General features: G+C 36.6%; 22 protein-coding genes. 1 reads left to right on the top strand and 21 read right to left on the bottom strand.

Annotated elements, in window-relative coordinates; all coding sequences use genetic code 11:
* Positions 1-394: 394 nt before the first annotated feature.
* From ACTQ46_RS10040 to mnmE, 21 genes are all read right to left on the bottom strand, one after another.
* Entirely contained in the window at positions 395-1,396 is a 1,002-nt protein-coding gene (locus tag ACTQ46_RS10040; RefSeq protein WP_441749518.1) for a glycosyltransferase, read from the bottom strand.
* 2 nt (positions 1,397-1,398) lie between these two features.
* On the bottom strand, positions 1,399-2,523 hold the full coding sequence (gene wecB, locus ACTQ46_RS10045; protein WP_441749520.1) for a non-hydrolyzing UDP-N-acetylglucosamine 2-epimerase: 1,125 nt from the start codon (positions 2,521-2,523) through the stop codon (positions 1,399-1,401).
* Positions 2,524-2,525: 2 nt separating this feature from the next.
* Complete coding sequence (locus tag ACTQ46_RS10050) at positions 2,526-3,638, bottom strand: polysaccharide biosynthesis C-terminal domain-containing protein (RefSeq protein ID WP_441749522.1); 1,113 nt, start codon at positions 3,636-3,638, stop codon at positions 2,526-2,528.
* The gene (locus tag ACTQ46_RS10055; RefSeq protein WP_441749524.1) at positions 3,635-4,657 is read right to left on the bottom strand and encodes a polysaccharide biosynthesis protein; all 1,023 of its coding nucleotides are present in this window, start codon (positions 4,655-4,657) and stop codon (positions 3,635-3,637) included. The genes ACTQ46_RS10050 and ACTQ46_RS10055 overlap by 4 nt, the downstream gene beginning before the upstream one ends.
* Positions 4,650-5,849, bottom strand: a complete 1,200-nt coding sequence (locus tag ACTQ46_RS10060) for a glycosyltransferase family 4 protein (RefSeq protein WP_441749526.1) — start codon at positions 5,847-5,849, stop codon at positions 4,650-4,652. The genes ACTQ46_RS10055 and ACTQ46_RS10060 overlap by 8 nt, the downstream gene beginning before the upstream one ends.
* A gap of 45 nt (positions 5,850-5,894) precedes the next feature.
* Complete coding sequence (locus ACTQ46_RS10065) at positions 5,895-6,515, bottom strand: sugar transferase (RefSeq protein WP_441749528.1); 621 nt, start codon at positions 6,513-6,515, stop codon at positions 5,895-5,897.
* Between the two features lie 86 nt (positions 6,516-6,601).
* On the bottom strand, positions 6,602-8,005 hold the full coding sequence (locus tag ACTQ46_RS10070) for an LCP family protein (RefSeq protein WP_441749530.1): 1,404 nt from the start codon (positions 8,003-8,005) through the stop codon (positions 6,602-6,604).
* 34 nt (positions 8,006-8,039) lie between these two features.
* The gene (locus ACTQ46_RS10075) at positions 8,040-8,744 is read right to left on the bottom strand and encodes a CpsD/CapB family tyrosine-protein kinase (protein WP_441749532.1); all 705 of its coding nucleotides are present in this window, start codon (positions 8,742-8,744) and stop codon (positions 8,040-8,042) included.
* 1 nt (position 8,745) lies between these two features.
* Complete coding sequence (locus tag ACTQ46_RS10080) at positions 8,746-9,432, bottom strand: YveK family protein (RefSeq protein WP_441749534.1); 687 nt, start codon at positions 9,430-9,432, stop codon at positions 8,746-8,748.
* 16 nt (positions 9,433-9,448) lie between these two features.
* Positions 9,449-9,922 (bottom strand): SH3 domain-containing protein, encoded by a 474-nt coding sequence (locus tag ACTQ46_RS10085; protein WP_441749536.1) that lies wholly within the window; start codon positions 9,920-9,922, stop codon positions 9,449-9,451.
* A 548-nt stretch (positions 9,923-10,470) separates the two neighbouring features.
* Positions 10,471-10,941: a DNA-deoxyinosine glycosylase gene (locus tag ACTQ46_RS10090; RefSeq protein ID WP_441749538.1), complete on the bottom strand. Its 471-nt coding sequence runs from the start codon at positions 10,939-10,941 to the stop codon at positions 10,471-10,473.
* 56 nt (positions 10,942-10,997) lie between these two features.
* On the bottom strand, positions 10,998-11,999 hold the full coding sequence (pta, locus tag ACTQ46_RS10095; protein WP_441749540.1) for a phosphate acetyltransferase: 1,002 nt from the start codon (positions 11,997-11,999) through the stop codon (positions 10,998-11,000).
* A 43-nt stretch (positions 12,000-12,042) separates the two neighbouring features.
* Complete coding sequence (locus ACTQ46_RS10100) at positions 12,043-12,555, bottom strand: DUF4446 family protein (protein ID WP_441749542.1); 513 nt, start codon at positions 12,553-12,555, stop codon at positions 12,043-12,045.
* 1 nt (position 12,556) lies between these two features.
* Positions 12,557-13,699 (bottom strand): aminotransferase class V-fold PLP-dependent enzyme, encoded by a 1,143-nt coding sequence (locus tag ACTQ46_RS10105; protein ID WP_441749544.1) that lies wholly within the window; start codon positions 13,697-13,699, stop codon positions 12,557-12,559.
* 2 nt (positions 13,700-13,701) lie between these two features.
* Entirely contained in the window at positions 13,702-14,346 is a 645-nt protein-coding gene (locus ACTQ46_RS10110; RefSeq protein WP_441749546.1) for a cyclodeaminase/cyclohydrolase family protein, read from the bottom strand.
* Between the two features lie 2 nt (positions 14,347-14,348).
* Positions 14,349-15,167, bottom strand: a complete 819-nt coding sequence (locus ACTQ46_RS10115) for a ParB/RepB/Spo0J family partition protein (RefSeq protein WP_441749548.1) — start codon at positions 15,165-15,167, stop codon at positions 14,349-14,351.
* 10 nt (positions 15,168-15,177) lie between these two features.
* Positions 15,178-15,939: a ParA family protein gene (locus ACTQ46_RS10120; RefSeq protein ID WP_441749550.1), complete on the bottom strand. Its 762-nt coding sequence runs from the start codon at positions 15,937-15,939 to the stop codon at positions 15,178-15,180.
* Between the two features lie 637 nt (positions 15,940-16,576).
* Complete coding sequence (locus ACTQ46_RS10125; protein ID WP_441749552.1) at positions 16,577-17,797, bottom strand: competence/damage-inducible protein A; 1,221 nt, start codon at positions 17,795-17,797, stop codon at positions 16,577-16,579.
* A gap of 629 nt (positions 17,798-18,426) precedes the next feature.
* Positions 18,427-19,134 carry a 16S rRNA (guanine(527)-N(7))-methyltransferase RsmG gene (rsmG, locus tag ACTQ46_RS10130; protein ID WP_441749554.1) on the bottom strand — a complete coding sequence of 236 codons (708 nt, stop codon included), beginning with the start codon at positions 19,132-19,134 and terminating at the stop codon, positions 18,427-18,429.
* A complete protein-coding gene (gene mnmG, locus ACTQ46_RS10135; protein WP_441749555.1) occupies positions 19,118-21,013 on the bottom strand; it encodes a tRNA uridine-5-carboxymethylaminomethyl(34) synthesis enzyme MnmG in 1,896 nt (631 codons plus the stop codon). Before mnmG ends, rsmG begins: the two co-directional genes overlap by 17 nt.
* A gap of 7 nt (positions 21,014-21,020) precedes the next feature.
* Entirely contained in the window at positions 21,021-22,382 is a 1,362-nt protein-coding gene (gene mnmE, locus ACTQ46_RS10140) for a tRNA uridine-5-carboxymethylaminomethyl(34) synthesis GTPase MnmE (protein ID WP_441749557.1), read from the bottom strand.
* Between the two features lie 426 nt (positions 22,383-22,808).
* Here mnmE and ACTQ46_RS10145 point away from each other — a divergent pair, with 426 nt between their 5' ends.
* Entirely contained in the window at positions 22,809-23,909 is a 1,101-nt protein-coding gene (locus ACTQ46_RS10145) for a M50 family metallopeptidase (protein WP_441749559.1), read from the top strand.
* Positions 23,910-24,147: the final 238 nt, after the last annotated feature.

The following is a 24,147-nucleotide window of genomic DNA, read 5'->3' on the forward strand; positions in this document are numbered from 1 at the left end:
GTTCATCTCCTCAGTTAGGTATTTGTGTGGTACTTATATTTTAACCGAGGACGAGCATTTTGGCTCATTTTTATTTGAAGTTTCTTTTTACACCATTATACGGACTTTATCTATCCTATAGATCTTATTTCCTAAAGACATAACAGTAACCGCATTATTTTTACCTAATGTACTCTTGAATCATTACTCAAATCATTATTATATTCACAGTACCCTCCTCTATAATTAATAATTTTTATATTTATATATGTTTTATGATCTTGCAAATATAGTTACTGTAGAGATAAATAATTGGTTCAATTTCTACACATCAGTTACTTTTACGAACTATATTTTTTGGTATAGTAATACAAGTCAAGGGGAAATCCCTTAATTTCAATTTATAAACAAAAATTCAACATTTTGAACCAACAATTATATGTTTCATTAAATCGTATAATTGTTCTATATCAAAAGGATCAAAAAATTGTACTTTCTCATAACCATCTAAAATCTCATGAGAAAAAGCACAATCTGATGCGAGAATTGGAGATTTGTGCATACTAGCTTCAAGCATCGGTAAACCAAATGTTTCAATATAAGATGGAAAAATCAAAATTGATTTACTATAATAATCATAAACATCTTCTATATTTATTTTCCCTATAAATTGAATTGGTAAGTTTTGTTTTTTGCACATTTTATGAAGCCTATTAATATTCGGATTTTCATTTCCATCAAGAGTAAATACCACTGTGAAATTATTAATATTTTGATCAATCAACTTTTTAACAGCTTTAACGATAACTTCATGATTTTTATACTCCAACGCACTAGATGGGTAGAAAAACTGCCTATTTATCATATCTTCTTGCTTATAGTATTTGTTTACGATGATATTTATATCCGGCTGTATTATTTCAAACTTATTTGGATCAGTTTCTACTTTTTGCAAGCACGCTTCCTTCATCCACTTAGTCTGAACAATTACTTTATCTGCATTCTTTATAGATTTAAAAATCATTCTACTAATTATATTTTGATATATCCAAAATTTAGGATTTTCAGTCAAACGATACCTTTTTTCTACGAAAGGAAGTGGTTGATGTAGATATAAAGTTTGTTTTACGTTTACATTTTGAATAGTAGTATTTTGCAATGACAATATTTCATCTATTTTATATTCCTTTACTAACTTAGGAGCAACAAATTTATCAAAATATAATCTATGAAACCAACTTTTTTTTACCCATGGAAAATTCACAACTTTAACATTCATTTTAGATTTTAAAATAGGGGTACTTATTATAAATATCCATTCGTTTTCAGTGTCTTTAACAGCTTTATCATAATATTGATTTAGTATGGTTAATGCTCCCCCGCTGTCTGCGGGAACATCAAATACCATAATTTTCATTATTATTTCCTCCAAATAACTCTATTTATATAATCAGTATAACTAAGAATAATTCTTAAAACTTTGCTAGATACATTTGGCTTATTATAATCTTCAACGCATCTCAATGAATTATTATTTTGCGTTTCTAACACTTTCAATCCCTGAATTATTCTCTCACTATTTAAACCTACCATCATAACTGAAGCTTCTTCCATCGCTTCCGGTCTTTCATGGGCTTGTCTTATGTTTAATGCTTTAAAACCTAATATAGATGATTCTTCACTGATTGTCCCGCTATCACTTAATACTGCTTTCGATTTTATTTGAAGTTTATTATAATCATTGAAACCTAATGGTTTTAAGGTTTGAATTAAAGGATTCAGTCTTATTCCTTTTTGATCGATCATTTTCTTCGTTCTAGGATGAGTGCTTATAATAATAGGGAATTCGTATTTCTCAGCGATATGATTTAGACTATCAAATAAATTTATAAAATTCTCCTCAGAATTAATATTTTCTTCTCTATGGGCTGATACTACAAAGTACTTTCCTTCTTCTAAATTTAGTCTCTTTAGTACATCCGAATTTTTAATATCTTCTTTTCTAGAATTTAAAACTTCAAACATTGGGCTTCCAGTTTTAATCACTCTATCCGCCGAAATACCTTCTGCTATAAGATAATCCCTAGCAATCGTGCTATAAGGCATATTGATATCAGAGATATGATCAACAATTTTACGATTGGTCTCTTCTGGAACTCGTTGATCAAAACATCTATTTCCAGCTTCCATATGAAAAACCGGAATATGTCTTCGTTTCGCTGCTATAGCTGCTAAGCAGCTGTTTGTATCTCCTAAAATTAAAAAGGCTTCCGGGTTTTCTTTTTCTAAGATCGGATCTATATTTATCAATAAATTGCCGATCGTTCCCATTGGTGTACCATCTGCTGAATTTAGAAAGTAATCTGGTTTTCTTAGTTTAAAATCTTCAAAAAACACTTCATTTAATTCATAATCATAGTTCTGACCTGTATGTACTAGAATATGCTCTATCGCTTTACTATCTTCTAATCTATTGATTACAGCAGAAAGACGGATAATCTCTGGTCTTGTTCCCACTACAGTCATTACTTTAAGCTTTTTCAATTTTAGACCTCCAAAAAATACGTATCTGGATTTTCAGGATCAAAACATTCATTCACCCACATAAAAGTGACTAAATCATCTTCGCCGTCATTTATAATATTATGAGTGTATCCTACCGGGATATCCACTACTTCTATCTTATCTCCTGAGACTGAATATTCGATCACTTCATCACTATCGATTTTTCGAAATTGTATTCTGCCAGTCCCTTTTACTACTACAAACTTTTCGTTTTTCGTATGATGCCAATGATTTCCTTTTGTAATACCAGGTTTCGATATATTTACAGAGAATTGTCCGGCATTTTGCGTTCTGATAATCTCTGTAAAAGAACCTCTGTTATCTTTATGCATGGTTAAAGGATAAGAAAAATCATCTTTCGGTAAAAAGCTTAAATAAGTACTATAGAGTTTTTTTACAAAATCATTGCCCATATCAGGCACTACTAAATTCTCTCTGCTTTCTTTAAAGCTTTGAATCTGTTTTGCAATATAGCCTAATGTCGTTGTATATTTTACTGGAGCTTCATAAAATTCTCCGACTTTATTTCCTTTTCCTTCCATGGCGGAAATAAATTCCTTCACTACATCATCAATATAGGAAAGCTCCATTTTATGATTGGGATCATTAACTTGGATCGGTATATCTCTAGTAATATTATGACAAAAGGTTGCAATCACTGTATTGAAATTAGGCTTGCTCCATTTTCCAAAAATATTCGGCAGTCTGTAAATTAGTACTTCATTGCCCTGCTCTTCGCTTTTCTTTAAAGCAACTTCTTCCCCTTGTTTCTTAGTCTTTCCATAGATATTATCTCGTTCTGCTTGAATCGAGGAGCAGATTAATACCTTTGCTTTTTTATTATTATTTTCTTTTAATGCTCTGAAGATATCTTCAATAAAATTCGTATTATTCTTAGTAAAATCACCTTCATTTTCAGATCTGTTTTCACCGGCAGTATTAAAAATAAAATCAACATCTTTTGTATAATTAACTAATTTATCATAAGTATTGGATCGTCCTATTTCTTTAATATCTATATACTCATGATTTTTTAACTCGCAGATCAAGTTTTTACCTACAAATCCTTTTGAACCTGTGACCAATATTTTCATCGATTCCTCCAAGCTTCCAGTTCTTTTCTAACATAACCTAATGTCATTAGTTTTTCTTTTATTTCTGAAACAGTCAGGATTTTAGTATTGTTGCTGTTATATTCTTCACTAGAGGATAACTTCGCATCACCCTCATCCATATATTTATCATAATTTAAGCTGCGGTTATCACATGGAACACGATAATAAGCCCCTTTATCTTCAGAGACGATGTATTCCTCTTTAGTTAATAAAGTTTCACTTTGTTTTTCTCCGTGCCTTGTTCCTATTATCTTAACTGGTGCTTCAACTTCAAAAAGTTCTAATACCGCTTGAGCTAACTCTTTAATAGTAGATGCTACTGATTTTTGAACCCATATATCACCTGCTTTTGCATATTTGAATGCTTCTACAACTAAATCTACCGCTTCATCAAGACTCATCAAAAATCTTGTCATTTCTGGATCAGTTACTGTTAGCGGTTTTCCTTCTTTTATTTGATTAATAAATAATGGAATTACCGATCCACGAGAAGCCATAACATTTCCATATCTTGTACAGCAAATCGTTGTGCGATCTGAATCTACGTCTCTTGCTTTAGCAACAATTACTTTTTCCATCATAGCCTTTGAAATTCCCATGGCATTAATTGGATAAGCAGCTTTATCTGTGGATAAGCACACAACTTTCTTTATCCCTTGCTCTATAGCAACAGATAAAACATTATCCGTTCCGACAATATTTGTCTTTACTGCTTCCATAGGAAAAAACTCGCAAGAAGGAACCTGTTTTAAAGCTGCTGCATGAAAAACAAAGTCCACCCCATACATAGCATCCCGTATGCTGTTGCGATCTCGTACATCCCCGATGTAGAACTTTAACTTATCATTAAAATATTTTTTTCTCATATCATCTTGTTTTTTTTCATCTCGCGAAAATATTCTAATTTCTTTAAAGTCTTTATCTAAAAACTTATTCATCACAGCATTTCCAAAAGATCCTGTTCCACCAGTAATAAGCAATATTTTGTCATCAAACATGTTCATTAACTTCCTTTTCCATAAATTTGTTTAGTCGTTTCATAAACAACGTTTTTTTAAAGTTCTTTTCATAAAAATCTAGTGAATTATCTGCTAAAATTTTCTTTTTAGCATAGCTTAATTCATAGAATTCAACAATTATATTAGCTAATCCAACGGGATCTTCTGCTTGTACACAATATCCACAATTCGCTTCATTAATGAGTCTATTTACAGCTCCATTAATTGAACCGATAACCGGCTTTCTGACAGCCATATAGGACTGCATCTTATTAGGAATAGTATAAGATACAATATCATTATCTTTTAAAGTAATCAGCATTGCATCTGCCTTATTATAAAATTCAGGCATCTCCTCTAATGATCTCTGCCCGTAAAATTTTATATTAGATAGCTCCTTATCTTTAGCGTACTTTTTCAGAGGATCTTTTTCAGACCCATCTCCTACAATATGAAAAATAATATCCCCATATGAGGATAGCAGCTCTGCTGCTTTTACAATGGTCTCTACACTTTGCATATGCCCAATGTTCCCTGCAAATAGAAGATCCATACCATCAGTACTGCATTTATATTCTTTCGGGCGAAACATATCTTCAGCATAATTATATAAGCATTCATTATTTTTATATATGCCTAACTCTTGATGGAAATATTCTATAAACAAGGGCGATGTAACAATTATTTTATCTGCTTGATTGTAAATTCTTTTAGAAATTATCTTAGCCATATTAAATATTTTCGAATTTTTATTAACACCGCCTGCCATAATACTTTCGGGCCATAAATCTAGACAGTATAGAATAAAAGGAATTTTTTTTCTTGCTTTAATAATCGCCGCTGGAATGGCCATCGTTATTGGTGAAAGCTGATAGCATAATACAATATCATATTCATTTTTATCTAATAAAGCTTTCAACGAAGCTGATATACAAAAAGATACATAATTCATAAATAGTTGAACTTTTGATTTTCCTCTTTCAATGAGCCATGCTCTTTTAATAATAACACCGTTTATTTTCTGCCTCCTATTCTTAAACCAACGATACCCAGGATATATTTTCCCTTTAGGATAATTAGGAAGACCTGTTAAAACGGTAACTTCATGTCCTTCTTTTACTAGTGTTTCAGCAATATCTGTGATTTTAAATTGTTCTGGATAATAAGATTGGCATACAAATAATATTTTCATTCTTTTTCCTATAAATTGTTTTAATCTATATTATAAATTTAAGCTTTACTCCTCATAATTATCTTTATAGATCCTTCTTTTTTTATTTTCTTTATGACCTTTGCGGATAATCACTGTAGGAACAGTCAAAAGGAAAATCTTTAGATCTTCTTTAAAGGATATCTCTTTGCAATACTTTTCATCATATAGCACTTTGCGATCTATATCGACTTCATCTCTTCCATTTACCTGAGCATAGCCAGTAATGCCAGGCAGCAGTTCTAATACCCCTAGACGTTCTCTCTCAGCAATTAGTCTTCTTTCTTCATAGATAACTGGTCTTGGGCCAACAAAACTCATGTCACCCTTTATAATATTAAATAATTGAGGTATCTCGTCTAAGCTTGAAACTCTAATTAAGTAACCTAATGGAGAAATATACTTTTGTACGTCTATAAACTCTCTTGTAGAAAGATTACTGGGTGCTTGAGAACTCATACTTCGGAATTTATAAAGTATAAATGGCTTTTTATCTTTGCCACATCGAACTTGCTTAAATATTGCTGGTGCATGTGGCTCTTCGATTTTTATAGCTAGCCAAATCACTATAAATAAAGGTAAAAATAGTATAGTTAGAAATATCGCTAATATAAAATCAAATATTCTTTTGAAGTATTTTATATACATAATATATTCCCTTTATCCTTTAATCATTATAAATATCTTATAAACACCATAAAAAGTAAATACTATTTACTTTTTATGTCGAAGCCTTATTTAATGATCTGTTGTATCTCATTCTTAATTTCATCTATACTATTGTCCGCTGGAACAAACATATATAAATCATGCCCCGGCATGGCATAAGAAGGTAGTCCGCTTTGTGCTGATCCCTGAAGCTGAATTCCTTGGATATTCCAGCTGCTGTTTGTTTTAATTTGATTATTTACCAGTTCTATCACTTTAGCAGTGGGCATATTTGTCTCAGAAGAATCTGACATTATATCTAACACCTTTGTGTAGTTTAATAAAACGGAAGGATTCATTCCTTTTTGAATAATGGCTTTTAATATTTTTTCATGGTTTCGACCTCTTGCCATATCACCGTCGGATAAATTATATCTTTCTCTTGCAAAGGCTAAGGCTTGTTCGCCGTTTAAATGAATCGTACCTTGTTTAAAGTGGTGTTGTCCGCCATTCGTTGTGAATTCCTGATCGTTTTGAACATCAATTCCACCGATAAGATCTACTAGTTTCACTAAAGTAGAAAAGTTCACTCTTCCATAGTAATTAATATTGGTATTAAACAAATTCTCTAAAGTCGCAACAGAACTTCCCACTCCATAAATTCCGGAGTGCGTTAATTTATCATACTGATTCTTTCCGCCGCCGGCTATTTTTACATAGCTGTCTCGAGGGATAGTAGTGATCAATATTTTATGGGTTTTAGGATTCACTGTAACTAGTAAGTTTACGTCTGTACGAGAAACCGTTGAGATAGAACCATATGTATCGATCCCGCTGATATACATGGTAAAAGGTTCGTTTTCTCCAACATCCTTTTTAATATCTTTGTTTTTTACGGTGACTTCTTTTGAATCGATACTCTTAATTCGTTCTTCGAAATCAGGATATTTTTCTTTGATGAGATCCATATAGGCATCATTGATGAGGAGAGCTTCTCCTTTTCCCTTCATAAGATCGTCTACTGCAGCCATATAGTCTTTTGAATTTTTATATTCTTTCGCACCGTAGAGCTCTAAGCTTTCTTTGTCTTGGTCTAAGGAAGCTATGATTTGTCCTTCGGATATATCTTCAGGAGAATTGGAATCTGAGTCTTTTAATGTTACTAAAGAAAGACCTACTTGCTCCTCTTCTTGGTTTTCGTTGATTTTTCCAAGGGCTGCTAAACTTTGATTCGCATAATAGCCGGCAGCTCCGTTTCCTATTAGGATCATTACCGTAAGAAGTCCCAGCAGTACTTTTCTTTTTTTCGACCCTGCTTTTTTTAATAGTAAATAACCCAGTACTGCCTCTATGAGTATCATCACTGCGAAATAGACTATACGATAATTCGTCGGCAATAGATTATATGAAATAATAATAAAGGATAGAAAAGCAAATACTATTAAGTTCAAAAGATAAAGTCCGATTCCAATTTTGTTTTTCTTGTCCATTTTTGTTCCTCCTGATTACGATAAGATGGAAGGTTTACGCTTCTTCGCTGTAGTTGTAATAATAGTAGTCGTATTTTTTACCGGTTCTTTTAACTCCGTTAAGTACTACACCTAGAATATTCGCATTTACTTTTTCTAGTTTTTCTTTTGCGAATTGTACTGATTCGACCAAGGTTTCTCCCTGTCTGCAGACAAGAAGCGTTCCTTCTACTATTGTTGAAAGAATCGCAGCATCTGTTACAACTCCTACCGGCGGTGCATCGATAAGTACGAAATCGTATTTTTCTTTCATTTTACCGATGAATTTTTTCATCTGTTCTGAAGATAGAAGTTCTGACGGGTTCGGCGGAATAGGTCCTGAAGTGATGATATGTATTCCTGGAACTTCTGGTATCATTTGAATTCTGTTTCCTTCTTCTCCGTTATCCATAAGGATATTCGTTAGACCATTGCTCTCTGCAACTTCAAAATATTTATGAATCGTTGGTTTTCTTAAGTCTGCATCGATTAATAAAACTTTTTGATCCGCATGCGCCATAGTGATCGCTAAGTTTACCAGCACTGTACTTTTTCCTTCATCGGGATTGGAAGAAGTCATCACGATAGACTTGATGTTTTTATCGATATTTGCAAACTGAATATTTGTACGAAGGGTTCTGAAGGCTTCCGCTGTGGTGGATTTTGGATCGTTTAATGCTATTTTTGTATAGGTTTTTTCTTTTTTATTCTTTCTTGCCATTTTATTTATCCTTTCCACCAATTACTGGAATGCTTCCGATTACCGTAAGACCGATTTTTTCTTCGATATCTTCCGGTGTTTTTACAGTTTTATCTAGAATTTCTTTTAGTAAAGCAATCATCATCCCTATAATCATACCGATGATAGCGCCTAAGGCTGTGTTTAAAATAATACGAGGAGCTATCGCCTCTTCCGGCTCTACTGCATAGTCTACGACTTGAATATTATCGATCTTCATCGCATCCACTACTGTGTCGGAAAAGATAGAAGCTGTTTCGTTTGCGATATCTTTTGCTCTTAAGGCATTTGTATCTCGAACGACGATTCGGATGACTTCTGTATCGTTTACCAAGTTTACATTGACCTTTTCTTTAAAGGTTTCAAAATCCATCTCAAGCCCTAAGTTTTCATTTACCTTTTCTGCTACGGAACGGCTTTTAATAAGCTCTGCATAGGTTCCTACAAGCTTTTGGTTGAACAAGATGTCGTTTACATTAAGATCTTTTTCTGCCTGATAGCCTTCCGGTCTTCCTACTAAAAGTGTTGTAAAGGTTTCATACTGTTTCGGTAAAATAGAGCTGATCCCAAAGGCTGCCCCTGCTCCTAGAGCTGTTAAAAGCAGAATAAGAAGCAATCTCTTGCGTAATATTCCAAATAATTCCGATAAACTGATTTCTCTTTCTTCCATTCTTTCCATCCTTCGTTTAATTATTGTTTGTCTGCTGCTGATTTGTATTTGTGTTTGAATTTGTATTGTTGGCAGGGGTATTTCCTTCTACCGGCTGAACATAATCTCCGATAACATATCCTTCTGCTCCCCCGTCTGCAGTTCTCACATGATACCACTGAGTGTTATTCGCTCCTGTCTGGGTATCTAGTACCGTAAGCTCTTCCCCGTTCATAACAGTTCGAATAATCGCAGAGTTTGTATTCATCTGCTGGCGGATAATAAGGGAGTCTGCAGTAACCCGCACTCTTTGAGTTGTATTTGTTTCAATTTCTTCATTTTCATTATTTTGAGTGTTAGCAGGCGTTTCTGACTGAGGTTCCACTGTTTCTTTTTCCAGAGCTTCCTTGCCTGTTTCTTTAATCGGTACATATGTATCCTCTTCTTGCTGGCAGGCCGTTAGAAAAAGGACAAGGGATGCTAGCATTATGAACTTTTTGACTTTTTTCACGCTTTCTCTCCTATTTTCTTTGTAAACTATTTTATAACTAACTAATATCATACCAAAAATTTGTTGAAAAATCTTTGAAATTCAGCTGTTTTTTAAGTTTTTTTGAAATTTTAATGAATTTTTTCGATATTAGTACGTTTTTTATATATAAAATACGGCTTAATTGATAATGACTGTTGATTTTGATAACTAAATTCAGAAATTCAAGATTTTTTAATAAAAAATATTTATCTATTTTACAGTACTGTTTCTCTATTTATCATTATAAAATAAAGTACTATCTTCCTAGTAGGATAACTCTATTTCTCTTGCAGCATAGTTATTGGTAAAAAATTTGAATCTCGCTTCCCATAATTCACAATTCAACTCCGGGGTCAGGGGTACCTTTATTTGTTTATGCGTCTTTCTAACAATCTTCTTTACTCCTGCTCCTAAACCGTAAAACACTTACCTATGTTCTGACACAAGCTGCTTTCCCGTGTCGTGATCAGACCTCAGACTCTCAGGTTGTCCCCCCTATGCCCTATATCCTATTACCTGCTACCTACTTACAAATACTCCAATATCACTTTCCACTGTTCTTCAAGTCTTTCCATACTATAAGAAGCATTGGCAGGGCTTGTGGATGGCAGAAGATGGGCTTCTCGTTTCATCTTCTTGGTCACGATATCGTAGGACTTTCGTCCATTGCAGAAGATGGCCTTGATGTCTCCTGTTTCTAAGATGGGGCTGAGGTCTGATGGGGTGATGTTTTTCATAGAAACATCCGATGAGCCTGTAATGTCGCAAGCCTCTGCCGCATCATACAAAGCGATACCGTGTTTTAAGATCATGGCTTTCTTTTCTTCTATAGTCTCCGGTTTTTCTTCCTTTAAGAGTCTGGCTAAAAGAGGCCAAAATCGGTTCTGGGGATGCCCGTAAAAGAATGCCGCTTCCCGGCTTTTTACAGAAGGGAAGGATCCTAAGATCAAAATTTTTGAATGTTCATTATATACCGGGTCAAAATTGTGTTGTATCATCGTTTGATTCTCCTTGTTTTGCAAAAAAAGAGAAGACTTTCGTCTCCTCCTTATTTTTATTTGTCTTCTAATTCTTTTTCGATCAGATACTGGTTCGCTGTGATGATGGCTAGTTTATAGACATCTTTTTGGGAACAGCCTCTGGAAAGGTCGGATACTGGTTTGTTTAAGCCTTGAAGGATCGGTCCGATGGCTTCGAATCCGCCTAGTCGTTCTGCTATTTTATAGCCGATATTTCCTGCTTGAAGGTCTGGGAAGATGAATACATTTGCTTTTCCGGCCACTTTAGATCCTGGGGCTTTTCTCTGGCCTACAGATTCAATAAGTGCGGCGTCAAACTGCATTTCTCCGTCGATATCAAGGTCAGGTCTTTTTTCTTGGGCGATTCTTGTGGCTTCTGCTACTACATCTACTAGCTCATGCTCTGCAGAGCCTTTTGTAGAGAAGCTCAGCATAGCAACTTTTGGATAGATTTTGAAAAGTTTCGCTGTTTCTGCTGTTTGGATCGCTGTGTCTGCAAGCTGTTCTGGAGTCATTTTAATGTTGATTCCTACGTCTGCAAACATGAATCTTTGTCCGACAGGTCCTTTCATCAGCATGGATCCGCTGACTAAAGAGACTCCTGGTTTTGTTTTAATAATTTGAAGAGCTGGTCTTACAGTGTCTCCTGTGGAATGAACAGCACCGCTTACCATTCCGTCAGCTTTTCCAAGATATGTCATCATAGTTCCGTAGTAGTTCGGATCTTTTAAGATTTCGCGGGCTTGTTCAATGGTTGCTTTTCCTTTTCTTCTTTCCACAAATTTTTCAACCATTTCTTCGAAATCTTCTGCTTCAGAAGGATCAATGATAGTGATATCTGTTAAATCGTATCCGTGCTCTTTTGCCACGCTGTCGATTTCTTTTTTATTTCCTAAAAGGATCGGGATGAGGTATCCGTCGTTGTAGAGTCTGGATACGGCTCCTAGAATTCTTTCGTCTTCTCCTTCTGGAAATACGATTTTTACGTCTTTTTCTTTTAGCTGTTCTTTCATTTCTTCATAGACTGTGTTATCCATGATGCCTCCTAATTTTTTAGTTTTGTTACTTATTTATTCTACCCTATTGTATAGGGAATTCTCCATTGATTGCCATAGTTAATGCTTGTTTTTCTTCGTCGGAGAGTTTGATCTTCGACTTTCCGTCTCGTATATATTTTGCAAAGGATGTGGACTGTTCTCTTCCATACAGACTTGTGATCATAATGCCGTTGTTAAAACTGTCCAGTATTACCATAGTATAGGAAAGTTCATTGTTGGAATCTGGAAAGGCGTCATAACGGACATAGCCCAGCTTCTGAAGAGAGAACTGCACTTTCGTGTTCATTTCTTTCTGGGAGCGAAGGCTGTCATCGAGCTTCTTTCGGAATTCGTCCAATTCTTCTCCATGAGAGCGGATGAGCCCTTCCATATCCATGTCTCCTTTTCCTCTTAACAAATGATCGTATCGTCTTTTCAAACGGTTGATCTTTGTATTTAAAAAGAAAAGTCTGGAGTAGGCTGCTATCATCAAGAGCGCAAGTATTATAAAGAGGAAAAAACTGGCTGTTTGGACAAATAATCTAAATTCTTCCATTCTATCTTTCCTCCTTCGCAATTTTTTCTACTGCCTGGATGGTTTCTTGTATTTCTTCTTCTGTGTTGAAATAAGAAAGGCTGAATCGTACGGCTCCCAGTTCCAATGTCCCGATGGTTTTATGGGATAAGGGAGCACAGTGAAAACCGGCTCTTACGGCGATACCCATGTCGTTAAGACGATCTGCCGCTTCGGAGGAATCTTTTCCTTTTATATTTATAGTAACTACCGGTCCCTGATTTTTCCCTCCGGGACCGTAGAGAACTACGTCCTCTATGTTTTCAAATCCTTTTATCAAAAGGTCTTTCAAATGGTCTTCGTGTTTACGAATCTTTTCCAATCCGATTTTTTCTAAAAATTCTGCTCCGGCTCCCATGCCGATAATCCCGGGGCCGTTTTCTGTACCGCTCTCATAGCGATCCGGAAGAATCTCTGGGGGATCGAGCTCCAGAGAAAAGCTTCCTGTCCCGCCGATTCGGAAAGGCTTTAAAGAAATGTCTCCTTTTATATAGAGAGCTCCTGTCCCCATGGGTCCGAAAAGTCCTTTATGTCCGGGAAAGCACAATAGGTCCACTGGATCTTCTTTTATATTAATGGGAAGATATCCCAACCCTTGAGCTGCATCGAGAATATAATAAATATTCTTTTCTTTTAATATTTTTCCAATCTCTTTATAATCCAAGATGCTGCCCACAAGGTTGCTCATAGCGGTGGTGACGCAGAACTTTGTGTTTTCTTTTATGGCAGCTTCGATATCTTTTGGATCTACCATGCCGTTTGGTGCTGCTTCGACGATCGTCAGCTCGATGATGCCTTGTTTTTCCAGATAGGTTAAAGGGCGGAGGACTGAGTTATGCTCCATGGCCGTTGTGATCACATGATCCCCTTGTTCTGCCAGTCCAAATATCGCCATATTCAAACTGTCTGTACAGTTTAACGTAAAGATAAGGCTCATAGGATCGTCTCCGCCTATGAACCTTGTTACAGCCATCCTTGCGTTGAAGATCTCTCTGTTCATTCTCATAGAAAGATCATGTCCTGAACGACCCGGGTTTGCTCCGTAGTCTCTCATAGCTTCCGTTATTTTTTCGTAGACTATCTCCGGTTTTGGAAAGGTTGTTGCTGCGTTATCTAAATAAATCATTTTTACTCCATTTTTTCTAATCGAGAATAACAGCTCTCCATGTATTTTGTTTTTAGAGCGTCTATTTCTTCTCTGTATTCATCCATTTTGCTGATGATGTCTTTTTTATAGTCTTCGTCTTTGATGCTCTTAAGATTGATAATAACATTTAATAGTGCCGCTTCTGCACTGGCTGCCAATAATAATGTACTGCAGCCTTGGTCTGTAATGCCGTAGATGTTTCCATACTCTGCAAAGACATCATTTAATTTTAAACCTTCTACGCAAAGCTCGCAAGTTTTAAAAGGAACTTCTAGAGCTGTACGGTATCCTGCTTGGATCTCCTCAGAACGGTGTTTCTTTTCTTCCTCTGTTCCTTTTGGAAGTTTCATAGCGTCAAGAACACCTTGGAAAGAGTTGGCATCTTCGTCGCACATTACAAGAAGTTCGTCTGCGATTTCATTAAGACGGTCGTAGTCTTTTTGGAATCTTTCTTTTACTTCCTCTGGGAATTCTGCATATGCTTTTTTATCCGTAGTTAAGTTCGATACCATCATAGCAAGGGCTGCTCCTAGTGAACCTGTATATCCTACTACAGACCCTCCTCCCGGCATCTCTTTTGATTTTGTCATTTCCAAATATTTTTCTAAAGTCTCTTTTGTAAACATTGTCATCCCTCCATAATATTGATAATTCGCTCTAAGTCTTCGTTGCTGAGATATTCTATCTCGATTTTTCCGCCTTTTCGTTTCGGTGTGATGGTTACTTTCGTTCCGAATACTTCCAGCAGTTTATTTTCAAGATCCTGTTTAAAAGGATCTTCTTTCACAGTTGTTTTTTTACGAGCTGCTTTTTCCATCTCCCGGATATTGATAGTTTTATTTAAAAGTTTATCGAGATACTCCTGTCTTTCTTTTTCATCTTTTATAGACAGAAGTGTTCTTCCCTGGCTGGAAGTGATGTCCCCTTTTCGAAGATGCTCTTTGCTTTTTTCGTCTAGTTTCATGAGACGAAGATTGTTCGCAATATAAGATCTGCTTTTCCCAAGCCGGTCGCTTAGATCCTGCTGGGTATATGTATATTTATCCAGCAGCTGCTGATAGGCTTCTGCTTCTTCTATAGGGTTCAAATCTTCTCTTTGTATATTTTCTATAAGAGAGATTTCTTCTACCGCCTGGTCTTCCAGTTCTTTTACAAGGACCGGGACTTTCTTGAGACCTGCAAGCTTTGCGGCTCGAAATCTTCGCTCCCCTGCGATAATTTCATAGCCTTCCCCCGCTTTTCTAAGGAGAATCGGCTGAAGAACACCATGTTCCAGGATTGATTCCTTCAAGTTTTCGAGAGCGTCTTTATCAAACTCTTTACGAGGCTGATCCGCACGGGGATAGATCTTCTCTACTTCTATTTCTGAAGAGCTGATCTCTTCTTTTTCTTCTATTTCCGGCAATAATGCCCCAAGACCTTTACCTAAACCTTTTCTTTTAGCCATTATATCACCTTTATTTATTCATTCGAATAACTTCTTTTGCTAGCTTTTCGTAGGATTTTGCACCCTTCGAGCTTTTATCATAATCCAAAATACTTAAACCGTGGCTAGGCGCCTCTGCTAAACGGATATTTCTTGGAATCATCGTTTTAAAGACTTTGTTTTTAAAGTGCTTCTTCACTTCCTCCACTACTTCTAAGGATAGATTATTTCTTCCGTCGAACATACACATGAGTATCCCTTCGATTTCAAGGGATTTGTTCAGTGATTCTCTTACCAAGGAAATCGTCTCCACCAGCTGGCTTACTCCTTCCAGTGCATAGTACTCGCATTGGATAGGGATAATCACAGAGTCCGCAGCTACAAGGGAATTAATACTAAGGATTCCTAAAGAAGGCGGACAGTCTATAATAATGAAGTTATAATCCAATTCTTCTTTTCTTAAATGATCCCGTAGAATTTTATGCTTGTCGTCTACAGATAACAGCTCCACTTCCAGTCCTGAAAGATCCGCGTTTGACGGCAGAATTTCAACATTTTCCGCTGATGTCTCTTGTTTCACTTCTTCTATCGTTTTCTGGCCGATCATTAAGTCGTAAATAGATCCTTCCAGACTCTGTTTATCTACTCCAAGCCCTGAAGTCGTATTACCCTGAGGGTCCATATCGCATACTAATATTTTCTTTTTTGCTTTGCCTAAGGAAGCTGCTAGATTCACCGCCGTGGTTGTTTTCCCCACGCCTCCCTTTTGATTAAAAATACAGATAATTTTCATAAAGAACCCCCTTCAAAATTATTATAGCATACTCTATGATTTAAAATCATATTTTGATACATCTAAATACTATTTTATAAGTTTTAAAACATCTTTCATGAATTCAAAGTCCTATTTTATGAAGTCTAAATCCTATTTTGTTTCATAACTCATTGTTTCACGTGAAACAATGAGAATTTGAATCCTTGTTTCATTGAAATGTTTCACGTGAAACATTTCTGTCACAGCTATTCTGCTTAATGTTTCATGTGAAACATTTTTATTTAGTGACTCTTCTGCTAGAATCCTTAATACGAAACATTCTCTAGACCTCTTGCGTGTAAAGAACATACTTTCCCTTTCTGTTTCACAGAACTTATGTTCTTTATGCTATCGAAACAGTATTCTTTCGTATATTTTTTTATCCACATTAATCTTACTTATCCCCAGAAAAAATATACGAGAATTCTTTCATAAAGAGGAAATATCTTATCTACAAAAACTCTTAAATCCCTTTTTCCTTTATATCGCAAAAAACAGGCCTAAATTTGAATTTAGACCTGAAGGCATATAGAACTATGAAAATATTTATTAAATTAAAATATAGAAGGCTCAAAAAGACTTTTTTTGTCTTATTTTCCAAAATTTATAGATCTTATTAAGAATTATCTCTTACTATAAATATAGCTTCTTCAAGTGCTCTTCCTGCAACACGGTCTCGGATTTTATTTCTTTCTCCTTTAAAATGAATTTCTTCTATATTTATTTTTCCTTTATAACCCACTCCCACAAAAGACAGTCCTGCATTGTCTCCAGGTCCTGCATAGCCTGTTGTCGCTATGGCAAGATCCGTATCGTAATTTTCTAAAAGCCCTTCTACCATTTCTCTGCAGACTTCTTCGCTTACAGCTGTATATTCTTTAAGCGTATCCGAGTTCACTTTCAAATACTTCTCCTTCGCTTCGTCGCTGTATACTACTAGGGATTCTTTTAAATGATCGCTCATTCCCGGGATATCTATGAGTTTGGATGCAGCAAGTCCTCCTGTAATGGATTCTGCTGTCATCACTTTAAGATTCTTCTCTTTAAGAAGTTTATAGAGTACGGTCTGTCTATTTTCTCCATTCTCTGAATAGATCAGCCCTCCGAATATTTCTTTGATTTCTTCTTTCACCGGCTGGATCATCGCCAAAGCTTTTTCTTTATCCGCTGCTTTCGCTGTGATCTTTAGGATAACACCTTCTTTTTTCGCATAAGGGGCTACGGTAGGATTGCTGTAGTTTTCCAAGATATCTTGTACTTTCTTCGCCATTTCCCACTCTCCCAAGCGCCCTATGGATAGGGATTCGGAATAGATAATACTGTCCGCTTTCTTTTCTAGCAGAGGTTTTAGCTGATTTTCATACATGGGCTGCATTTCTGCAGGAGGTCCCGGCAGTACGGCGATATATTTCCCAGATTTCTCCAAGACAGCTCCTGGAGCCGTTCCATGGTCATTTCTTAGAACAGTGGCGCTTTCTGGAAAGCAGGCTTGTTTTGTATTTCCTTCCAAAGCCTCTTCTCTACCTTCGAAATAGTCGACAAGACGGTCATAACTCTCTTTATGAAGAACGGCTTCTTGTTCAAACACTCGAATCGCTGTTTCTTTTGTAAGGTCGTCGTTGGTAGGTCCCAGTCCTCCTGTGGTAATTATCATATCCACTTTTTCCAGTCCCTCTTTGATTTCTTTATAGAGACGGTCTGTATTATCCCCTACGGTGACTTTCTTATATATATTAAATCCTAGATTTTTCAGTTCTTTTGATAGAAAATGGCTGTTTGTATCTAAGGTATCTCCTAAGAGCAGCTCTGTTCCTACAGTTATAATTTCGATGTCCATAGTTTCTCCTCCTTGTTTCATATTGTTTCACGTGAAACATTTCTATTCTTGTTCAGTTTTGTTTCGATTGTTTCACGTGAAACATTTTGTTTTATCTCTCTTCTAATCTACTGCTTCTACCTCTATTTTATCCCTTTCAAGCTTTATAGTAAATTAAATGCAGAAGATATCTCAACGTCTTTCCCCTTTTATTACATAAAACTGCTTATAAAATTTTTCAGCTTACGATAAGGGTATATTCAGTACAGCTCTTATAGAGGTATCTTTTTCGTGATGAGTATAAGCACCGACACGATCATTGGAATAACTATTTTATCCTGACAGCTCTCTAAGAATATCAGCAGCTCCAGAGAATCTCATTTAATGATATACACTGTTTCCTTCTCTAAATTTTTTCTCTCGGAATAGTATATTAAACAAAGATGTGATTAAGAAGCTCAACAAAACCATTCTTTCTATCTAAATATTATTTTATAAAAGGATATCTAAACTTTTATTAATACTGCTTCTTATCTTTCTAATTCTAATAAATATTTTCTCTGCTATTCTGCTTGGATTAGAGCCGGCTTTTGTTTCATAATGTTTCACGTGAAACATTCCAATAAAAAAACAAGCCTACGCTTGTTTTTCTATAATGGAGCTTTTTTCGGTTTGCCTCCGCCCCGCGGATATTTCTTAGCTGTGTTTCCGGTTTTTTTAATCAAGATCAACGTTCTTTCTTCTTCTCCTGTTAAGGAGTACTCTTTCACAAGTTCTATCTTTCCATTTAAAAGTTTTACTGCATTTTCTCCAGCGGCGATCTCTTCCTCCGCCTTCGGTCCTTTCATAGCGATGAAGTAACCTCCCGGTTTCACAAAAGGAAGAGCATATTCGCTTAAGGTATTCAGCTGGGATACGGCTCTGGCTATTACGATATCGAACTGTTCCCTGTATTTGCTTTGTCTTCCCAGTTCTTCTGCTCTTCCGTGGATGAGGTTTTCCACTCCGAGAGAAAGGTCTTCGTTTACTTCTTCTAAAAAACGAATCCGTTTATTTAAACTGTCTAAAAGAGTCATCTTGATATCCGGCCGCATGATTTTCATGGGGATCGCTGGAAAGCCTGCCCCAGTTCCGATATCAATAAAAGAGGCTCCCTTTTTTATGTCGACCATCGTTAACGGAAGAACAGAATCGAGAAAATGTTTATAATTAACTTCTTCTTCCTCTTCGATCGCTGTAAGATTCATCACTTTGTTTTTCTCTAAAAGAAGATGGCGGTAGCCTTCGAAGAGTTCCAGCTGCTTTTCCGATATTTCTATATTCTTTTCTTCAAATACTGTTTTAAGCGCCTTGGCCATTTCGTCTCCTCGTTTCTAGATAAATTAGGATTACATTGATATCGGCGGGACTGACACCGCTGATTCGTCCTGCTTGTCCCAAAGATTCCGGCTTTATCGCATTGAGCTTCTGGACGGCTTCATTGGACAATCCTTGGATCTCCTTGAAGTCGGATATAAAGTCGATTCTTCGTTTTTCCAGCTTCTTGAACTGGTCGATCTGATGCTGCTGTTTTTCGATATATCCTTCGTATTTGATCTCGATCTCTACTTCCATAGTGATTTCTCTAGGAAGTTCCGGTCTGTCCGGATCTACAACGGCGATAAGATCATAGCTCAACTCCGGTCTTTTAATCAAGTCATAGAGAGAGGTAGCTGTTTTAAGATTTTTAGAACCTAAAGATCTTACCTTAGCATTCGTTTCTTCTTTCGGTGTTATAATAATCTTTTTAAGCCTTGTTAATTCTTTATCGATTAATTCTTTCTTTTTGCGGGTTTTTTCCATTCGTTCTTCTGTTACAAGGCCGATTTCGTATCCTTTTTCCGTTAAACGAAGATCCGCATTATCTTGTCGAAGGGTTAAACGGTATTCTGCACGGGAAGTCATCATACGATAAGGTTCTTTCGTTCCTTTTGTCACAAGATCGTCGATCAAAACGCCGATATAGGCATCGGAACGGTCTAGGATAAAGGGTTCTTTTCCTTTTATATTGCAGACCGCATTGATCCCGGCGATAAGCCCTTGGCAGGCTGCTTCTTCGTATCCGGAAGAGCCTACGATCTGTCCTGCGAAGAACAGATTTTTATATTCCAAATGCTCCAAGGTTCTTTTAAGCATAGTAGAATCTACGCAATCGTACTCGATACCATAGGCAGAACGCATAAACTTCACATTCTCAAGCCCTATTATGGTCTTGTACATTTCCTTCTGTACTTCTTCTGGAAGGGTAGAGCTGACACCTTGGACATACATTTCTTTTGTATCCAGTCCTTCCGGTTCGATAAAGACCTGATGGCCGTCTCTATCTGGGAAACGGACAACTTTATCTTCGATTGAGGGGCAGTATCTTGGTCCTACACCCTTGACTTCTCCCCCATACATCGGGCTTCTGTCGAGGTTTTCCATAATAATCTCATGGGTTTTCGGTGTTGTATAAGTCAGATAACAGATCTCCTGCTGTCTGCCGATATCTTTACCGATATTCATAAAGGAAAAAGGCACGATCTCCTTATCTCCTTCTTGGATCTCCATTTTCGAAAAGTCTAAGCTGTCCCGGTGGACTCTGGCTGGTGTTCCTGTTTTAAAACGCTGAAGACGGATCCCTAGTCTGTCTAAGGCTTCTCCAAGCTTTTTAGAAGATTTCATACCGTGTGGACCGCTTTCATAGCGGAGTTCACCCATAAGGATCTCTCCTCTTAGGTAGGTTCCTGTCGCTATAATACAAGCTTTCGTCTCATAAAGAGCTCCTGCCCTTGTTTCTACTGCTTTGATCGCCCCATTTTCTATGTGAAGCTCTACGGCTTCTCCTTCTACAAACTCTAGATTTTCCTGCTCTTCCAGTACTTTCTTCATTTCTGTATGATACATCTTCTTGTCTGCCTGTACACGCAGAGAATGGACTGCTGGTCCTTTTGAAGTGTTGAGCATTCTAGACTGGATAAAGGTTTTGTCGATATTTATCCCCATTTCTCCGCCTAATGCATCTACTTCTCGAACAAGATGGCCTTTTCCTGTTCCCCCGATATTCGGATTACAGGGAAGATCTGCCACAGAGTCCAGATTCATCACTAGTAATACTGTTTTAAGCCCCATGCGTGCTGCTGCCAAGGCGGCCTCGCAGCCTGCGTGGCCTGCCCCGACTACTACAACATCACAGGGATCTTCTCTATATAATTTCATTTAATTCCTACTTTCCAACACAAAATTCTTTAAATATTTTATCTAATACATCGTCTTCGATGGTTTCTCCTGTGATTTCTCCCAGAATTTCCCAAGTAGATTTCACATCGACTTCAAGACAGTCGATAGGGATGCCCATAGTATAATCGTTTAAGACTCTTTCCATGGATTCGATGGCTTTTCCAATTAAGTCACGATGTCTTACATTGGTAACTAATACATCAGACTTCTGTACTACTTCACCCTCGTAGAACAGAGAAAGGATTTTGTCTTCCAAGTCCCCTATTCCTTCGCCTTTTAGTACGGATAGTTCTAAGATCGCCGTGTCTTCAGGAAGACCTAGTTCTTCTTTCACCCATTTCTTTTCGAGATCGCTTTTATTTAAAACGATAATGGATTTTCTGTTTTTTAATAATTCTAGTATTTGTCTGTCTTCTTGGTCCAGTACTCTGGAAGCATCGAACAAGGCGATTACAAGATCTGCCCTTTCGATAAACTCCAAGGATTTATTGACACCCAAAGATTCTACCACATCTTCCGTTTCACGGATACCTGCAGTATCTACGATTTTAAGGGCGAAACCGCCTAAGTCGATATATTCTTCGATTACGTCTCTTGTTGTTCCCGGAATATCCGTAACAATGGCTTTATTTTCCCGAATAAGGGCATTCAAAAGGGAGGATTTTCCCACATTCGGTTTCCCTACGATAGTAGTTTGTATCCCCTCTCGGACGATCTTGCCTTGATTGGAAGAAAGATAAAGTCGTTCCAGATCTTCGAGAATTTCTCTTCCCTTTTCTTCGATAATGGTGTCTTCCAGTTCTTCCTGTCCGTCTTCCAAGAAGTTGATGGAGTATTCTATATGAGCCAGAATATCCAAAAGCTTCTGGCGGATGGTATAAATCTCTTTTTGAAGAGATCCTTCCAGCTGTTCTAAGGATGCATCATAAGCTTTTTCAGTTTTTGCCTGTATCATATCGATAACGGCTTCTGCCTGGCTAAGATCAAGTCTTCCATTTAAAAAAGCCCTTTTTGTAAATTCTCCGGGGCCTGCTGTATCTGCCCCTTTCTTTAAAAGTAGAGCCAACACTTTTCGTACAGATATAATCCCTCCATGGGTATATATCTCTACCATATCTTCTGTCGTATATGTTTTCGGTCCTTTCATATAAGAGATCAGCACTTCGTCGATCAGCTGTCCTTCCTCTTCTATGTGGCCGTACGTCATCTTTCTATTATGAAACTCTGTTGAGTTTGCTGGTTTAAATACTTTGTCTGCGATTTCGAAAGCCTTCTCTCCGCTCATACGAACGATCCCGATACCGGCTTCTCCTGTAGCAGTTGAAATTGCGGCTATTGTTTTTTCCATAATACGCCTCCTATCCTTTAAATTATATCATACAAGTAAAGGGGAGAACGTTAAAAAAAGTGTGATAGTGTGAAAGAGGGGAGAGGGGAGTTGTGGTTGAAAATAATAAAAAGAATTATTTTCTGCTTAAGATAGGTGGCAGATTTTTTTGTATTTTAGGATATCTATTTAGAAAATTTTAATTTTGTGAATTATTTAACTTTTAATTGTCCTAATCAAAGTAAGGTTGCTATTTTTCTATATCTCCACTTTAAAACTCTTTCATTCTCTATAATGGCAATATTTCACAAAGCGAAATATTGTTTTCTTTCCCTAATCTCTATAACTTAAAACCTATATCTTATTTCCCATTGGAAACGGATCTTTTATACTCAAACATATTGTTGCGATATAATAATAATAATGATGTTTAAAAAGGGAGGTATTATGAAAAAGATTAAGAAAATATTTTTATCTGCTTTGCCGATTATTATCGGGGTAGGGATTGGATTTTTAGGGAGTTATTTTGGGATTTATAAGGCTTTTGAGGTTCTGTTTGATAATATTTTTTATAATATTGTTTTTCTTGTACTTTCTCTTGCTGTGTCTGTGCTTATTGCTATCCTTTTTCATGAGCTAGGGCATTTGATCGCAGGGCTTTTAAGCGGATACGGCTTTCTATCTTACCGAGTAGGAAGTTTTGTTCTCGTAAAATACAGCACAGGCTATGAACTAAAGAGATACTCTATCCCGGGAACCGCCGGACAATGTCTTATGACTCCGCCGAAATATAATAATGGAAACTTTCCTTTTATCCTTTATAACAGCGGCGGCTGGATAATGAATCTAGTCTTAGGAGGAATCGGCATTCTTATATATACTCTGTCGGAAAATCCTTTTTTACGGTATTTTTTGATTATCTTTATTGCAATACAAATTTTAGCCGCTTTATCCAATGCCATTCCCTTATCGATGGGTGTTCCAAATGACGGAAAGAATATTCAGATTTTAAAGAATAACCTTGAGGCGAGAGAAGGATTCTGGTCCATGCTTCAAGTAAATGCACTGCTTACAGAGGGGATGGAGTATAAAGATATCCCGGAAAAATATCTAAAAGATCCTAAGGAGCTGACGATTCTAACGATCTATTATCCTTTATACCGTGCCATGGCTCTATTGCAGAGGGGAGAGTATGAACAAGCTTACGAACTTCAGAAAGAACTAATGAAACACCCGGAAGCCTTAACTATCAATGAAATCATCCTTCGATATGATCTTTTAACCACAAAGATCCTGCTATCTGATGACCAGGAAAACCTAAAAACTGAAATCGACCCATACCTGACAAAAGAATTCTATAAAATGGACAAAATCTTCAAAAGCTTCCTAAACAGAAACCGCTTTTGGATTCTCTATTATAAATACGTAGAGATCGACCCAAAAAAAGAAGAGGAGTACCAAAAAAACTTCAACAAAATCTGCGAAACCAATCCAAATAAAGGGGAGAACATTTCGGAGAGGAAAATTTTGGAAAAGACCATGAAATAAAGAGTAGAAGAGTCATAGAGTGGGAGAGTAGAGATGTGGAAGAAACATGCAGCGTGTTTCTTTTGAAGATAAAAAATGTATCGGCCTCACCTTAAAGGGATAGGTCGATACATAAATTATTAACAATGGGTCTGTAAATAATTTTGTGTATCAACCTAAATCCTGAGTAAGGGTAAGGGTTGATACATTTTTTATGTATCAATATATGTCCATTCCTATAGGAATGGAGCTTGTCTTA

Source organism: Gallicola sp. Sow4_E12, from assembly GCF_052116305.1.
Taxonomy (GTDB): Bacteria; Bacillota; Clostridia; order Tissierellales; family Peptoniphilaceae; genus JBQKLI01.